The organism is Streptomyces sp. CA-146814 (genome assembly GCF_050942385.1).
Lineage (GTDB): Bacteria > Actinomycetota > Actinomycetes > Streptomycetales > Streptomycetaceae > Streptomyces.
Genome location: NZ_CP192068.1, coordinates 5562383 through 5578562, shown reverse-complemented (window position 1 = coordinate 5578562; position 16180 = coordinate 5562383). Strand labels below are relative to the sequence as shown.

The 16180-nt window shown below is 71.7% G+C and carries 8 protein-coding genes and 1 tRNA gene; 1 reads left to right on the top strand and 8 read right to left on the bottom strand.

All coding sequences use genetic code 11. From position 1 onward, the window contains the following. Window positions 1-45: 45 nt before the first annotated feature. The 5 genes from thrC to ACQP09_RS25060 form a co-directional block, all read right to left on the bottom strand. Window positions 46-1116, bottom strand: coding sequence for a threonine synthase (gene thrC / locus ACQP09_RS25080; RefSeq protein WP_433403337.1), 1071 nt, complete (start codon window positions 1114-1116; stop codon window positions 46-48). Window positions 1117-1123: 7 nt separating this feature from the next. Next, the gene (locus tag ACQP09_RS25075) at window positions 1124-2413 is read right to left on the bottom strand and encodes a homoserine dehydrogenase (RefSeq protein WP_432149831.1); all 1290 of its coding nucleotides are present in this window, start codon (window positions 2411-2413) and stop codon (window positions 1124-1126) included. A 97-nt stretch (window positions 2414-2510) separates the two neighbouring features. Then, the gene (lysA, locus tag ACQP09_RS25070; RefSeq protein WP_433403334.1) at window positions 2511-3902 is read right to left on the bottom strand and encodes a diaminopimelate decarboxylase; all 1392 of its coding nucleotides are present in this window, start codon (window positions 3900-3902) and stop codon (window positions 2511-2513) included. Window positions 3903-3936: 34 nt separating this feature from the next. Next, on the bottom strand, window positions 3937-5013 hold the full coding sequence (nrtL, locus tag ACQP09_RS25065; protein ID WP_433403332.1) for an ArgS-related anticodon-binding protein NrtL: 1077 nt from the start codon (window positions 5011-5013) through the stop codon (window positions 3937-3939). 55 nt (window positions 5014-5068) lie between these two features. Then, a complete protein-coding gene (locus ACQP09_RS25060) occupies window positions 5069-5482 on the bottom strand; it encodes a response regulator (protein WP_432149718.1) in 414 nt (137 codons plus the stop codon). A 173-nt stretch (window positions 5483-5655) separates the two neighbouring features. Between ACQP09_RS25060 and ACQP09_RS25055 the strand changes: the two genes are divergently transcribed. Continuing rightward, window positions 5656-5727: transfer RNA gene (locus ACQP09_RS25055), tRNA-Arg, on the top strand. A 428-nt stretch (window positions 5728-6155) separates the two neighbouring features. Here ACQP09_RS25055 and ACQP09_RS25050 read toward each other — a convergent pair. The 3 genes from ACQP09_RS25050 to ACQP09_RS25040 form a co-directional block, all read right to left on the bottom strand. Next, window positions 6156-6890 (bottom strand): hypothetical protein, encoded by a 735-nt coding sequence (locus ACQP09_RS25050; RefSeq protein ID WP_433403328.1) that lies wholly within the window; start codon window positions 6888-6890, stop codon window positions 6156-6158. 116 nt (window positions 6891-7006) lie between these two features. Next, on the bottom strand, window positions 7007-9295 hold the full coding sequence (locus ACQP09_RS25045; protein WP_433403326.1) for a UvrD-helicase domain-containing protein: 2289 nt from the start codon (window positions 9293-9295) through the stop codon (window positions 7007-7009). Next, window positions 9292-16113: a DEAD/DEAH box helicase gene (locus ACQP09_RS25040; protein WP_433403323.1), complete on the bottom strand. Its 6822-nt coding sequence runs from the start codon at window positions 16111-16113 to the stop codon at window positions 9292-9294. The genes ACQP09_RS25045 and ACQP09_RS25040 overlap by 4 nt, the downstream gene beginning before the upstream one ends. Between the last annotated feature and the right edge of the window lie 67 nt (window positions 16114-16180).

The window sequence follows — 16180 nt, the reverse complement described above, 5'->3', positions numbered from 1 at the left end:
TTGAGCTGGGTTGTCTCGTGTTGACCCCGGCTTTCGGGCGTCAGGTCAGACGAGGCCGAGCTTCTGTGCGGCGGTGGCCGCGTCGACCGGGACGGTGACCGGCTGCGGGGCGCCCGCGACGGCCCAGTCGGGGTCCTTGAGGCCGTTGCCGGTGACCGTGCAGACGATGCGCTGGCCGGGGTCGACCTTGCCCTCCTCGGCGGCCTTGAGCAGACCGGCGACCGACGCGGCCGACGCGGGCTCCACGAAGACGCCCTCCTGCGAGGCCAACAGCCGGTAGGCGGACAGGATCTGGCGGTCCGTCACCTCGTCGATGAAACCGCCCGACTCGTCCCGGGCGGCCAGTGCGAAGTCCCAGGAGGCCGGGTTGCCGATGCGGATCGCGGTGGCGATGGTGGACGGGTCCTTGACGACCTCGCCGCGCACGAGCGGCGCGGAACCGGAGGCCTGGAAGCCCCACATGCGCGGGGTGTGGGTGGAGACGCCGTCGCCGGCGTACTCGCCGTACCCCTTCCAGTACGCGGTGATGTTACCCGCGTTGCCGACCGGCAGGACGTGGATGTCGGGGGCGTCGCCGAGCGCGTCGACGATCTCGAACGCGGCGGTCTTCTGGCCCTCGATACGGACCGGGTTGACCGAATTGACCAGCGCCACCGGGTAGTTGTCCGAGAGCGAGCGGGCCAGCGTGAGGCAGTCGTCGAAGTTGCCGTCGACCTGGAGGATCTTGGCGCCGTGCACGAGCGCCTGGCCCATCTTGCCGAGCGCGATCTTGCCCTGCGGTACGAGGACGGCGCAGACCATCCCGGCACGCACCGCGTACGCGGCGGCGGAGGCCGAGGTGTTGCCGGTGGAGGCGCAGATGACGGCCTTCGCGCCCTCCTCCTTGGCCCGGGTGATGGCCATGGTCATGCCGCGGTCCTTGAACGAACCGGTGGGGTTGGCGCCCTCGACCTTGAGGTGCACCTCGCAGCCCGTGCGCTCGGAGAGGACCTGCGCCGGAACGAGCGGCGTACCGCCCTCACGAAGCGTGACGACGGGCGTCGTGGCCGTGACCGGAAGCCGGTCCCGGTACTCCTCGATGATGCCGCGCCACTGGTGGGTGCCCTTGCTGGTCATGGGTCCTTTACTCCCCTTCAACACGCATGATGCTGGCGACACCGCGCACGGTGTCGAGCTTGCGCAGCGCTTCGACGGTCCCGGAGAGGGCGGCGTCGGGCGCGCGGTGGGTGACGACGACGAGCGATGCCTCGCCGTCCTTTCCCTGCTGGCGGACGGTATCGATCGATACGCCCTGCTCGGCGAAGACCGTTGCCACCTGGGCGAGCACGCCCGGCTTGTCGGCCACGTCGAGGCTGATGTGGTAGCGCGTGACGACCTCGCCCATGGGGCTGACCGGCAGGCGCGTGTAGGCGGACTCACCGGGTCCGGTGGCCTCGCCCAGTTTGTTGCGGCAGACCGCGACCAAGTCGCCGAGGACCGCGGAGGCGGTCGGGGAGCCGCCGGCGCCGGGACCGTAGAACATCAGCTGTCCGGCGGCCTCGGCCTCGATGAACACCGCGTTGTACGCCTCGCGGACCGAGGCCAGCGGGTGGCTGAGCGGGATCATCGCGGGGTGGACGCGGGCGGTGACGGACTGCCCGTCGGCGGCGCGCTCGCAGATGGCGAGGAGCTTGACCGTGCAGCCCATGCGGCGGGCGGAGGCGATGTCGGCGGCGGTGACCTCGGTGATGCCCTCGCGGTGCACGTCACCGATCTTCACGCGGGTGTGGAAGGCGATCCCGGCGAGGATCGCGGCCTTGGCGGCGGCGTCGAAGCCCTCGACGTCGGCGGTCGGGTCGGCCTCGGCGTACCCGAGGGCGGTGGCCTCGTCGAGCGCCTCGGAGTAGCCGGCGCCGCTGGTGTCCATCTTGTCGAGGATGAAGTTGGTCGTGCCGTTGACGATGCCGAGCACCCGGTTGACCTTGTCACCGGCGAGCGACTCGCGCAGCGGCCGGACCAGCGGGATGGCCCCGGCGACGGCGGCCTCGTAATAGAGATCGCGGCCGTACTTCTCGGCGGCGGCGTGCAGGGCCGCGCCGTCCTCGGCGAGCAGCGCCTTGTTGGCGGAGACGACGCTCGCGCCGTTCTCGAAGGCGGTGGTGATGAGCGTACGGGCCGGCTCGATGCCGCCGATGACCTCGATCACGACGTCGATGTCGCCGCGCCGCACGAGCGCGGTGGCGTCGGTGGTGACCAGGGCGGGGTCGATGCCCTCACGCACCTTCGCGGGGCGGCGGACGGCGACGCCGACGAGCTCCACGGGTGCGCCGATGCGCGCCGTGAGGTCGTCGGCGTGCGTCGTCATGATGCGCGCCACCTCTGAGCCGACCACTCCACAGCCCAGCAGCGCCACCTTCAGCGGACGCGTACGCATCATCCGACCTCTTTCTCATCAAGCTCACGTGGGGACCAGTCTCACTCACCGGACGGGCGTTTCTGACCCCCGTCCGGATCCTGAGATGACTATTTCATCAGCCGACATCGAGACGCAGGAGATCTTCCTCCGTCTCGCGCCGGACGATGACGCGTGCCTCGCCGTCCCGGACGGCGACGACCGGGGGGCGCAGGGCGTGGTTGTAGTTGCTCGCCATCGAGCGGCAGTACGCGCCGGTGGCGGGGACCGCGATCAGGTCCCCGGGCGCCAGGTCGGCCGGGAGGAACGCGTCCTTGACCACGATGTCCCCGCTCTCGCAGTGCTTGCCGACGACCCGGACGAGCATCGGCTCGGCGTCCGAGGTGCGCGAGACGAGCGCCACGCTGTACTCGGCGTCGTACAGCGCGGTACGAATATTGTCCGACATTCCGCCGTCGACGCTGACATACGTGCGCAGCCCTTCGAGGGGCTTGATCGTGCCGACCTCGTACAGCGTGAACGCGGTGGGACCGACGATGGCCCGGCCGGGCTCGACGGAGATGCGGGGCGTACGCAGCTTCGCGGCCTCGCACTCGCGGGTGACGATGTCGCTGAGCGCCTTGGCGATCTCGTGCGGCTCGCGGGGGTCGTCCTCCGAGGTGTACGCGATGCCGAGGCCGCCGCCGAGGTCGATCTCGGGCAGCTCGACACCGTGCTCGTCGCGTACCTCGGCGAGCAGCTGCACGACGCGCCGGGCGGAGACCTCGAAGCCGGCCATGTCGAAGATCTGCGAGCCGATGTGCGAGTGGACGCCGATGAGTTCGAGCCCGTCGAGCGAGAGGGCGCGGCGCACGGCCTCGGCGGCCTGGCCGTCGGCGAGCGCGATGCCGAACTTCTGGTCCTCGTGCGCGGTGGCGATGAACTCGTGGGTGTGCGCCTCGACGCCGACGGTGACCCGGATCTGGACGCGCTGGCGGACGCCGTGGCGCTGGGCGATGTGGGCGACGCGGACGATCTCCTGGAAGGAGTCGAGCACGATGCGCCCGACGCCGGCCTCGACGGCCCGCTCGATCTCGGCGACGGTCTTGTTGTTGCCGTGGAAGGCGATGCGCTCGGCGGGCAGCCCGGCGTCGAGAGCGGTGGTCAGCTCCCCGCCGGAGCACACGTCGAGATTGAGCCCCTCCTCCTTGAGCCAGCGCACGACGGCGCGGGAGAGGAAGGCCTTGCCTGCGTAGAAGACGTCGGCGTCCGGCCCGAAGGCGTCGGCCCAGGCGCGGCAGCGGGCGCGGAAGTCGCTCTCGTCGAGGAAGTAGGCGGGGGTCCCGAACTCCTCGGCGAGCCGGGCGACGGCGATCCCGCCGACGGTGAGGGCGCCGTCCGCGTCGCGGGTGACGGTACGGGACCAGACCTTCTCGTCCAGGACGTTGAGGTCGGCGGCGGGGGCGGAGTAGTGCCCCTCGGTGAGGACGTCGGCGTGACGGGGACCGGCGGGGTGTGCGGAGCGGCTCATCGTGATGCTCTCTCGGGTTTCTTTTCTGATCTCGTCAGAGGTGTTCGGGCGCGCTGATACCGAGCAGGGACAGGCCGCCGGCCAGCACCGTCCCGGCGGCCTCGGCGAGGGCCAGCCGGGAGCGGTGGGCGGCCGAGGGTTTCTCGTCGCCGGAGGGCAGCGGGGAGCCGCTGTCGTGGAAGTCGAAGAACGCGTGCGCGACGGCTTCCAGCTGCCGGGCGACCCGGTCGGGCGCGCGGTGACGGGCTGCGGCGAGGAGGACGCCGGGGTGGTCGGCGAGGAGGTCGAGGAGGGGGCGGGCGGGGCTTTCGTACGGAACCGGAGCCGCATCGGACTCTGCCGTGAACCCGAGGGCGGCGGCGTCGCGGGTGAGGGCGCGGGTCCTGGCGTGGGCGTACCGGACCCGGAAGAGCGGGTTGGCCTCACCTTGGACGAGCAGCTCGTCGCCGAGCGGGGCGCGGTCGTGCGAGGCGGGCCGCAGCAGCCCCCAGCGGGTGGCGTCCGCGCCGAGCCGTTCCAGCAGCTCGGCGGCGGTGGCATGGGCGGGCACGGGGCGGATCGTCGTGGCGAAGGGGCCCGGGGGCGTTTCGTGCGGGTCGGCGGTGACGCCGAGGCGACCCCACTCCAGGTCGCCGCCCCCTTCGCAGCCGACCCCGACCCGGGCGCCTTGCGCGGCGAGGAGCCGGCGTACGGCATCGGCGGTGACGGCCGCGCGCACCTCGGGCGCGTGGTGGAGCCGGATCTCCTCCCCCCGGAGCGCGTCCCCGTGTCCGTACGCACTCCCCTGCTCCCGTACGGCGTCGAGCACGGCCCGGTCGCCGGCGGCCGGGGCGTCCAGGGTGAAGCTCAGGAACCCGGGCCCGGTGATCTCGACCCGCCCGATGCCGGGCTCGGCGGCGACCCGCTCGCGCAGGATCCGCGCGACCTCCAGGGCCGGCAGCCCGGCGTCCCCGGCGAGCTGGAGCGCGACCGCACAGGCGTAGTCGCCGCTGCCGCCGGGCCGGGCCCTCTCCACCCGTACGCGCGCGGGCACGGAGGCGCGCAGCGCATTCTCGTCGACCGCGCGGCGCACGGCGTGCAGCACGGTCCGGGAGAGATCGGCGGGGGTCACGGGACAAGCGTAGGGGAGGAGGAGGGGCACTCCGCGACCCGGTTTCGCCATGCGGTCAGGTGGTGGTGCTGCCTGCCCGTCCGGCACCGCTCCGCCCGTCGACCGGCGGCCGCTCCTCCCCCGTGGCCAGCCGGTGCACCATCCGCACCAGCTCGCTCGGCTCGAACGGCTTCGCCAGGAACGCGTCGACCCCGGCCGAGACGCCCGTGTCCACCTCGTACGGCGTGCAGGCGCTGATGACGGCGATGGGCAGATGGCGGGTACGGGGGTCGGAGCGCAGGCCGGACGCGGTCTCCAGGCCGCCGAGGCGCGGCATCACGACATCGAGGGTGATCACATCAGGACGAACCCGGTGGACCAGGTCCAGGCACTCGACACCATCGGCCGCGGTCACGACCTCGAAGCCCTCCAGCTCGAGATTGACCCTGATCAGCTGCCGGATGACCTTGTTGTCGTCGACAACAAGCACGCGGCCGTACGCCCCTGACACCCTTCGAGAGTAGGTCGGCCCCGGTGACCGCGTCCGGCGTTTGCCCACTTCCGCCCCGGACGGGGGACGGGCTGACGCGACGGAATACCTGTTCACGGAGACCCGTCGGAAGCTGGTAGTGTTTCACCCGTCGCAGAGCAACACCGCGATACGCCCCCGTAGCTCAGGGGATAGAGCATCGGCCTCCGGAGCCGGGTGCGCAGGTTCGAATCCTGCCGGGGGCACTCCGGATCAAGGCGCTGACCAGCAGAAATGCAGGTCAGCGCCTTTTTGTTCGTGCCAAAACAGCAGCGGCCTGCGGCTCCACGCGATGGGCTTCCCTCCGCTCCTCGTGGGAAGGGTCACGAGGAGCGGAATCGGCGGCCACGAGCGTCGTCTCATCCGGCTCCCATGCCGCCGAGAGTCTGAAGCAGGCGCCGCCCAATCCTCCGCGCCCCCAGCGAGACGACGCGGCTCAAAGAGTCTGCTGCGGAACGGATCAGCCGGCGTTCGGTGAGCCCAGGGCCCGGAAGCCTTCCCACATCGGTCTCGGCGAAGGTGCCCGAATGAGTCTCCTCGGGTGCCCAGCGGGCCCATGAAGAGCTGGGACGCAGCCCGGCAGAGGGCGTCATCGCATGGCGGACCCCAGGTATGGGAGCTAGGAGCAAGAAGATCAGCCTGAAGCGGGACCCTCGACCCTGACAGCGGCCAAGTCGCCCTCCGCTTCGCCCCGAGAGCCCGAGAACGCCCATTGGGCGGGGTGCGCTTCGGCGGGAAGTTTGTAGACGAAGACCACATCGCGCTTGAACCCGGGCTGCACGTCTTCGGAACACACTCTGGCCCTGCTGTTCTCCTTGACTCGATAAGCATCCTGAATCATGTCGAACGTCCGACCCTCCGTGTCGACAAGGCCCTGCGAGATCCCACCACCACAGACAGGGTCGAAGGACCTACGGCCGTCGTTGTAGACGGTGGACTCGACGATGACGTACTTGGCGCCGTCACCGGCCTTGAGGATCTTGGTCGTATCGAAGTCGTCGATGGTCAAGGTCGGGGACTCACGGACCTTCTTGACGACGACAGTGACACCGCCGCTCTTCGCCCTCTGTCCCATGGTGTGGATATCAGCAGAGGGAGAGGGGGTCTGCTGCCCCTCCGGCCCCTGTGCGGCGTTGTCGGGATATGTGCGCGTGTCCTGCCAGATCGACGGACTCGATGCGGGTGCAGCAGTCGTACGTGGACCGTCACCACTCACGATGGCGAGAGTGACGCCTGACGACGTTCCAGCAACCACCAACGTCCAGACAGCTGCCGCTAAGACAGCCCGGCGGGGCGGCCGGATCCCGGCTGACGCGGCGACGGGCTCGGCAGGATACGTCGGGGCGTCGGCGGGCTTGGGTGGGATCATGTCGGCAGACTCCTGGGGGGTACGGACCCGATCGGGTGGGCAAATCTATTCCGGGCTTGTCGCGGCGGAGTGCGACCGGGCCTCGTCGGGTGGGCGCGGGTGGTGAAGTGCTCGTCTCAGCGTCTGGCGGAGAGAAGCGGATCGAGGAACCTGCTCGGCTCGCCGTGCCAGGTGATGGCCAGCGCGTCCCGGGCGCGGGTGGCCGCCACGAAGAGCAGCGACCGGGCACGGTGCAGCTCGCGCTGGTGACGGCTGGGGTCCGTCTGTTCCCACGCGTCGACGGAGGTCCGGGGCACGAGCCCCTCCGACGCACCGGCGATGATCAGGCAGCGGTACTCCAGCCCCTTGAAGCGGTACATGGTGCCGATGTGGACGCCCTGGTCACCGCGAGGGCCGTCCTGGGTGATCTCGGACGGGGTGATGCCGGCGCGTGCCAGGCGGTCGGCGAGCTGGGTGACCATCTCGTTGGTCGGGACACAGATCGCCGTGGACTCCCGGGGCACGTCGTGCCAGGCGCGCAACTGCTCCACGACGAGATCCATCTCCTTGTCCCAGCTCGGTGCCCCGTGCAACGAGGGTTCCGTGCCGTGCAGGACGGAGCGGTATCCGGCGAGCGTGTCGGCGTCACCGTCCAGGTCGTCGTAGTCGGCGCCGCCGAGAACCCGGATGGCGTCGCGCAGGATCTCCCGGGTCGTGCGGTAGCTGAGGGTCAACCGGGAGGACCGGCCCCGGATGTGCACGCCGAGACTGCCGAGGGTGACCTGGTTGTCGTAGATCCGCTGATGGGTGTCTCCGACCAGGAAGATGTCATCCGCGTCGGACGGCACCATGGCACGCAGCATCTTCCAGTGGGCGGCACTGAGGTCCTGTGCCTCGTCGACCACGATGTGCCGGTACCGATAGCGCAGCCAGGCGCCGGATCCGGCCTCGGCGTGGAGGTTGTCCAGGCCGCCCCGCTCCTCGCGTGCCTCCGCGCGCTGGTCGATCCGGGTCTTGCGGGCCATCTCCAGGCGGGCGGCCCGCTCCGCGATCTGGCGGTGGGTCTCCAGGCCCTTGGTCTCCAGACGCTGGGCGAAGCGTTCGGCCAGCTGCCAGATCCCGGCGCGTTCGGAGCGGGTGACGCTACGGCCCCGGCCCGCACGACGCGCGGTGAAGTAATCGCTCCGGTTGGACACCGCCTGCCCCAGGATGACCTGGTTCCACTCGTCGCTGAGGAATTCGGCGTTCCAGCGCGTCTGCCCCGTCTCCACGAGCAGTTCCCGCCACTCACGAAGGGCCGCCGCGTCGTCGATCCGGCGCTTCGTGTTGCCCGGGTCGGCCTCGCTGACGATACGCGTGGCGAGCTGGTCGACATGGGCGATGTCGACTCGCGCCAGAACGTCCGGCCCGCCGAGGGAGAGCAGCCGGGCCCTCAGCTCCGCGGCGAGGTTGCGGTTGAAGGTGGTGAGGAGCACGGGCTTCGTGTGGCCGGGTGGAAGTTGCCGCACCAGATGACGGACGCGGTGGAGAGCGACGATCGTCTTCCCCGTACCCGGGCCGCCGCCGACCCGGGCGGGGCCGGAGTAGCGCCGCCGGACCAGCTTCTCCTGGGTGGGGTGGAGGAAGACCTTCCAGCGGCCGAAGTCGCCCTCCTCCAGGATGCTCTGGAGGGATTCGTCGTCGGTGATCACCACGGTCTGGGAGCGGTCGACGGCCGTCTGCCAGTCGTCGGAGTCGAGGTTCTGCTCCGGCTCGGCCACGGCGACGGGCGCGGTCACCTGTTCCATGACCTCTTCGTACGGAACGCCGTCCCGCAACCGGAGGAGGACCTCCCCGGTGTGACGGGGGGCGTACTCGGCGAGGCCCAGCAGTTCGTCGTCGGTCGTGAGTTTCCGGACGATCGGAAGGAGGGGCTGGGTGACGCCGAGGTCCACGAGCTGCTGGTCGGTGTACGCGCCGAAAAGCGGCTCCTCGTCCGGCCATGTCTCCGCGGGTGGACCGGAAGGGGCCGAGGGGGACGCTGCGGGGTTGGTGGGCGGTGTGAGGCCGCGGCGCAGCACGCTCTCTTCGACGACCTGAAGATCGACGTACTCGATCGCACCGGTGATGTGGTTGATGCCGTAGTTGAAGCGTTCGAGGTTCTTGTGGACGTGTCCCCGGTGTTTGACGGCGACGAGGAGCCAGTCGTCACCGCTCAGGCGGATCATCAGAGCACGCCACTCCCGGTTGACGCGCGCCGACCAGAGGCGGTCATGGCCTTCCAGCTGTTTGAGGTCGAATCCGCCGGCGTGCGGGTTGCGGCGGAAGTCGTGCTGGAACTTGTAGAACGCCCCCAGGACCGCCCGGTCCAGTTTGACGATCTCCTTGTCCGCCTTGTCCAGCAGGCGCAGGGTCACACCCGTCCTGGGCGTGCTGTGGACCGTCATGGCTGGTTCTCCCCCTGGTCGTTCGTGGTCGTGTCAGCGTCGCCGCGCACGAGTGCGGCGAGTTCGTCCGCGTTCCATTCCGGCGCGGTACGGACCTGCCAGCCCGCGGCGCGGTAGGCCCCGTCCCGCTGTTCGGCATCGATGTCCCGTCCGCTGACGGGGTCCGGACGGTGGGCCAGGACGACGCCCACCCTCCGGTCGGGCCAGGCCAGTTCGGCGGGCCAGGCCGCCGTTCCCAGCTCGTGGCCCGCCTCGGGTACGGGTACGCCCCCGTCGGCGAGCGCGTGGGCGAGTGCGTCCAGTCCGGGGTCCTCGACCAGCAGCTCGATCACCTCGTCCCAGGCGGGGTCGCGGACGGGCGGGACACCGTCCGTGCCGCCCGCCTTCTCCTGTGGGCCTGCCGATGCACGGCGCCCGTCCGCGGCCGGCTCGGGTGCGTCCGGTGCGGGCTGGTGCGCACGCAGCTGGGAGGTGAGCCATCCGGCTCCGCCGGTGACCGCCAGCTCGGCCGGGTCGAACCCGGACAGCATCCCGGTCGTCAGCTGGACCCCCTCGCCCTCCCCCCCGTCGAGGAACTGGAGCAGGTTGCTCCAGTAGAGCCACGCTTGCCAGCGTCTGCGGTGGGCGGCCTCGTCCGCGTCGACCGTGCCGGGAGCGTCGTCGAGGACGGTCAGCGCGGTCCAGGCCGCCCCTCTCTGCCCGCCGCGCAGATCGAGCGCGATGGTGAGCGGACATCCCGAGCTGTCCCGGGTCGCCATGACCTGGACGGCTCCCTTCCCCGCCGCCAACCGCCGCCCGTGCAGCGCCTCGTGGATCCTGCGTCCGGTCTCGACGCCGTCGGCCAGGGCCCTGCTGGTGGAGGAGACGGCCGCGAAGCCGGCGAGGGCACTCTGTACGCGCAGCCGCCAGGCATCCGGGTCCGGGTCGGTGAGGTACCCGATGAGTGTCTCGACGGGGTTGACCCACACCAGGCGCGTCAGATCACGGGTGTCCCCCTCGTGCATGCGCCGGTGGACGTCCATGGCGGTCTTCTGGGCGGTGTTCGGGTACGGCTTCCACACGGGATCGGCCCCCGGGGCCGTACGCCCCGTCCACGCCTGTACGTCGTCCCAGGTGAGCTGGAAGACCTGCCAGCCCTCGGCTCGCAACCGGGTGCGCTTCACCGCGTCGGCCTCGGCGGTGAGGTGCCCGGGGCCGGCGTGATAGCGGTAGCCGTCCAGGTAGACGGCGACCCTGCGGTCGTCGTCGGTGCTGCGGAAGACCACGTCGGGGCGGGTGAAGCCGAGCGGAGTCTGGGTCTCCATCTGCCAGCCCCGGACGGTCCCGTCGGGTGCGGTGAAGCGCAGGGTGGTGTCCCGGGTGCCGTCGGCGGCGAGCGCGCTGCGGACGCTGACCTCGTCCACACGGTCGGCCCATTCGAGCAGACCACGCCGGAAAAGGGCCTCCAGTTCGCTCTCCACCTGGTGCACGAGGGTGATGTCGCGGGTGGTGGCCACCTGCACGGTGCTCCAGCGGTCGGCCCCACGGCCGAACAGCTCACCGAGCATGTCGAGGGCGTGCTCGCGGCTCACGAGCTCGTACTCGGCGTCGGTCACGTGCCGGAGCAGACACCGGTGGCAGGCGGGTCGGCCCTGCCCCACGCAGACGCAGGTCTCGATCACCTGTCGCGCATGGTCCAGGACGCCCCTCAGCCCGTCCCTCCCGGCCAGGCGGTGCAGATATCCGGTGCCGCCGGGCAGGGTGTCGTACAGGACGAGGAAGTGGCGGCGGAGCGGGCTCTCGCCCCCGTCCTCGGGCATGGAGTCGGTGACGACCGCGAGATGGTCGGGGTCTCCGCCGTAGCTGCGGGCGATCCCGGCCAGGAGGAGGGCTTTGAAGGACGCCAGCCGCTCCTGGGTGTAGGCGGTGACGGCGGGAATGAGGAGGCGCAGCGCGTCGGTGCGCAGCTCGTGGGCGAGCAGCACCCGCTCGCCTCGCCGTGCGGCGTCGTCGGCCGCTCGCCGCCGGGGGCACCAGGGCCGGTGGTATTTGGCGTGGGCCGACGTGTCGCCGGGGTCGTGGGCGGTGGGGCCGCCGTCCGGGTCGGCGAACCCGCACGCGTCGCAGACCCAGAACGGGTTGAGCCGCACCTCCCTTCCGGCGAAGTGCGTGTCCGCGCCGCCGTCCACGCGGGTGGCTCCGACGTTGATGTGGCGGATGCGTGCCTGACGGGTGAACTCCCAGCCGAAGGTGGCGTGTTCGTGCTTCCACGCCTCTTCGATGTCATGTGTGTCGATGTCGACGGCCGGGACGACGGAGTAGTGCCGTCGCTCCCGTTCGTCGGTGTCGTCGCGGACGCGGACGTCGTCGCGCTCGTCGCGGGAGGTGACGCGGCGGGGCACGAGGACCTTGTGCAGGCAGCCGATGTCCCCGATGGCGGCCGACCGGCAGCGGGGGCAGGGCGCGGCGTCCTGCTCGGCCCGGTGGGTGCGGACGTGACCGCAGTCGGGGCAGACGCGCCACCAGAGCCAGGCGGGACGTCCGGGGCTGCCGATGTCGAGTCCGGTGACGCGGTGCTTGTACCCCTGCACGTAGTAGTGGTTGCCGGGGGCGAACTCGGAGAGGGCGAGGCGCGCGGGGCGGCTGTGGCGCAGGGTCTTGCTGTGGTGCGTGCGTGTGCCGTCGGGGCCCTTCTCCGTCCAGGTGAGCGTGGCCTCCAGCTCGGTGGGCGAGTCGATCAGGCTGTAGTTCGGGAGCAGGCCGAGGTCGACCAGGGCCCCGTGCGCGGTGGTGCGGCTGATCTCGCGGGAGAGGCGTGCCACGTCCCGGCGCTCGGCCCGTAGTTCGCGTCCCTGCCGCTCGTGGTCGGGGTCGCCGGCGACGAGCAGCCCGTGGGCTCGGTCGATGGCCTCGGTACGGCGCTGGAGTTCGGCGCGCCGGTCCTCCCACCGTCGGCGCGCCGTGTCCAGGGCGGCACCCAGCCCGTCCTCGCCGGCGTCGGTCGCGTAGGTGACGAGGGCGGCGCGGGCCTGCGGGCTGACACCGGTGCCGCGGTTCTCGTCGTAGGGCGGGAACAGGTCCAGGAAGCCCTGGACGAGCCGGTTTCCGGCGGCGAGTGCCGCTTCGGCGAACTCGGCCTGCCAGGCGGAGGTCCCGAAGAGGTCGGTGGCACGTCCGGGAAGGGGCCTCAGGGGCGTCCCGTCGGGCGAGACCAGCCGTCCGGCGCCCGCGAGGTCGAGGAGGTGGGCCAGGTACTGGCGGCGGAGGATCTCGGCGGCGGAGAGGTAGCAGCCGGGCGGCAGCACCTCTCCGGCGATCATGAGCCGGGGGTCTTCCAGGTAGTAGCGGTCACGCGGGCCGCGGTCGACCATGGTGAGCAGGTAGGCGTTGCCGGTGGACCGTCCGGCGCGGCCCACACGCTGGATGTAGTTGGCCGGGCCCTTCGGCAGCGAGGCGAGGACGACGGCCGACAGGTCGCCGATGTCGATGCCGAGTTCGAGCGTGGGGGTGCAGGACAGCACCTGCGGGTTGGCGTAGTGGACGCGGGTGCCCTCCCGGAACGCCTTCTCCACCGCTTCCCGCCTGGCGCGGCTGAGCGTGCCGGTGTGCTCAGCGGTGTTGATGGTGAAGACCCCGGCCTCGCGGTACATGCGGCGGTAGAAGTCGTCGGAGAAGTCCCGCTGCCGCAGTCCGCTGTCCAGGTCGCGTCCGGTGCCGAGGGTTCCGCCGCACCGGTAGCGGGGGCAGGGCTGCCCGTGCCACTGGTCGGCGAGGTCGGGGTGGACGGTCTGCTCCCAGAAGCACCGGGGGCAGTGCGCGGTGGCGTCGGGCAGCGTGTCGTCGGCGAGGGCCCGGACCTGGATGTGGCCGGGCTGGAGTCCGTAGACGCGGGTGGTGCCGTCGAGGGCCGTCCGCGCGGAGACGACGCCCGCGTCGGCGAGTGCGGGCAGGAGGCGGGTCAGGAAGAGGCCGGCCGCTTCGGGGCGCAGCCCGAGGGAGCGCACGGCCCAGTCCTGGTACCAGCCGAGCCGGCCGGTCAGGACGTCGAAGTCCTCGCTGCCCTGCTTGGGGGTGCCGAGCAGGAAGGCGGGGGCGGAGACGCCACGGGGGAAGGCCGGCATCCCGGTCTCGCGCCCGCCCCAGATCGCCCATCTGCGTACCCCCGCCTGGGCCAGCCAGGGGTCCAGCCAGGCGTGCCGGACCGCTCCGCGGATGCGCATCCGTTCCAGCAGGCCCCGCACGAAGCCGGTGTACCTCTCGGGTCCGGGCGCGGAGCCGTCGGGCAGCGCGATGTCACCCGGGGTGGTCAGGAGTGTCTCCCGTACGATGTCCGCCACCGCGTCGGGGTCCGGCAGCGGTACGTCGGCGGCGATGGTGCGGGTGAGTTCCAGGGTGCGGCCCTGCCGGGAGCGGAGGCCGAACTCCATGACGGTGGCGAACGCCAGGCGCTGGGCGATCAGCTCCCAGGTGGCCCGGGAGCCGCGGCTGCGTCCGGAGAGCAGCGTGTCCACCCCGCGGACGAGGTGGAGGTCCGGTGGGATGACGGCGGCCTGGACGGCCTTGCTGTCGACGACGTCCGCGATCAGGTCGGCGGCGAGGTCGTTCAGGGCGACCGGTTCGTCCTCGCCGATACGGCTGGCGAGCAGCGCCCGCAGCGAGAAGGTGTAGGAGCGGCTGGCGACGTACCCGGCGCGGTGGGCGGCGTCCTGCACGGAGTCGTTGAAGAGGAGCGTCTTGTCCTCTCCCAGGCTCTTGTCCAGTTCGCCGCCGGTGAAGAGCTGGGTGACGGAGGCGGCGGCGAGCGCGGCGAGGCCGGTTCCGAGGTAGCGGATGGAGTTGAAGGTCCGGCAGGCGGGGCACTGGTCGCGTTCGGCCGCCCGGTCGCCGTCGAGGTCGGTGTGGACGAAGGCGGCGTTGTGCAGGGGTACCGGCCGACGGGCTGCCTCGCCGTCGGCGGGCGCGGTGAAGTCGGCTTCGGGTGACAGAGGGCGCAGCCGGCCGCCGGTGCCTTCCAGGACCATGACGGCGGGCCCGCCGCGCCTGCGGTCCGCTCCGGCCCCGAAAGCCGCCTCGTGCACCTCGCGCGGGGTCGCGGCGATCATGTTGCGCACCCGGCGCTTGTCGCGGCCGACGGAGGCCCGGCGGATCTTGGTGGCGTTCAGGTCGAGGTGGGCGGGGTCGACCTCGGGCGAGTAGGCGGCCCAGCCGGAGCGTCCGCACTCGCGGCAGAAGACGGCGGGCAGGAACACCTCGGCGGGCGGCGGTGCGCTGTCGTCTGCCGGTACGGCTCCCTCCCCCACGGCGTCGCGCGGCAGGGCGGGCTTCTCCCCGTCGTACGGGGACGGACCGGCGCCGGAGGTCCGTCCCGCGCGGGCCAGCGCACCGCCGGAGGTGACCCGTTCGTCGTCCCAGCGGAACTCGGCGCGGGCCCCGCTGATGCCGCGCAGGACCCGGGAGACGGAGCGCACCCAGTGGTGGATCTCGATGGAGAGCAGGGGCCGCCCGGGGTTCTGGGGGTCCCGGGCGTACGAGAGGAGGGCGAGGTAGCGGGCGAGCGCCCTGGCAGCGAGGGCCGGCCGCCGCTGCACCGCGACGCCCCAGTGGTAGGCGTACCGGGGCAGGATCTCGGTGATCTCGGCGAGGGTCCTGGGGGTGCCGTCGAGGATCTCCAGGACGGCGGAGGTGAGCCGGTGGCGGCGCAGGACGCCCCCGAGTTCCTCGGGGGTGGGGCCGGCCAGGCCGGTGAACGCGGCGACGAGGTCGTCCATGGCTCCCGGGTCGCGGGTGGGGTCGCCCAGACCGTCGACCTCCTCGGGCGGGGGGAACGGCAGGGTGAAGTCGCTCTCACCGGTGAAGTCCCGCGCCGAGCGCCGGTCCTCGCCCACGACCGCGTCGGCGGGGAACGGTACGCCGAAGACCTGCTCGGCGACCTCCAGCATGCCGGGCCGCCCGGCCTCCCCCCGCCCGGTGCGTACGCCGCTGTCGCCGGGGCCGCCCTCGCCGAGGGTGGCCGAGGTGGCGACCGGGCAGACGGGTCCCAGGGGCCGCCCCGGCTCCGCGAGTCCGGTGACCGAGCCGAGGCGGCGGAGCAGCATGGCGACGTCGGTGCCCTGTGCTCCGTCGTAGGTGTGGAACTCGTCGAGCACGACGTAGGCGAGCGGGGATTCCTGCCACAGACGCCGGTCCTCGGGCCGCTGGAGGAGCAGGTCGAGCATCTTGTAGTTGGTGATCAGGATGTCGGGCGGGGTGCGGCGGATCTCGTCCCGGTCGACGGCGATGTGGGGATTGGCCTGCTTGAACTCCTGGGACGGCCGGTCGCCGATGTAGAGCCCGGCCCGCACGCCCGCGTCGCGCAGCCGGGTGTCCTTCGGATCGCCGAGGCGTTCGCCGATGCGGTGGGCCTGGTCGGTGGCGAGGGCGTTCATGGGGTAGAGCAGGATCGCCTTGACGCCGTCCCGGCCTGCCTCGCGTTCGCGGCGGCAGTGGTCGAGGATCGGGATCAGGAACGACTCGGTCTTGCCCGATCCGGTGCCGGTGGTGACGAGGGTGGGCGCTGCCGGGCTGTGCAGGGTGGAGAGCCGCTCCCAGGCCCGCTCCTGGTGCCGGTGCGGGGTGAAATTCCGGGGCCACCAGCCCAGGTGTCGCTGCCAGTCGTCGTTCTCGGCGCTCCGGAAGGGGGTGCGGACGCGGAGGTAGGGGCCGCGGAAGATGCCGTCCTCGGCGTCCCCGAGGAACCCCTCCAGGGCACGGCGGGTCGACTCGTCGGCCAGCGCGTACGTCGTCGCGAGGTACTGGCTCAGGCTGGCCCGTACCTGGTCGGCGGCGAGGGTGGGACGCACGCGCGGGTCCTCCTTGGTGCGGATGGAAGCAGACCGGCCGAGGATGCCCGGCCATCGGCCTACGGTA

Excerpts from the sequence above, each read along its gene's own strand:
- thrC (WP_433403337.1), bottom strand. The coding sequence starts at position 1,116 with ATGACCAGCAAGGGCACCCACCAGTGGCGCGGCATCATCGAGGAGTAC.
- ACQP09_RS25075 (WP_432149831.1), bottom strand. The coding sequence starts at position 2,413 with ATGCGTACGCGTCCGCTGAAGGTGGCGCTGCTGGGCTGTGGAGTGGTC.
- lysA (WP_433403334.1), bottom strand. The coding sequence starts at position 3,902 with ATGAGCCGCTCCGCACACCCCGCCGGTCCCCGTCACGCCGACGTCCTC.
- ACQP09_RS25050 (WP_433403328.1), bottom strand. The coding sequence starts at position 6,890 with ATGATCCCACCCAAGCCCGCCGACGCCCCGACGTATCCTGCCGAGCCC.
- ACQP09_RS25045 (WP_433403326.1), bottom strand. The coding sequence starts at position 9,295 with ATGACGGTCCACAGCACGCCCAGGACGGGTGTGACCCTGCGCCTGCTG.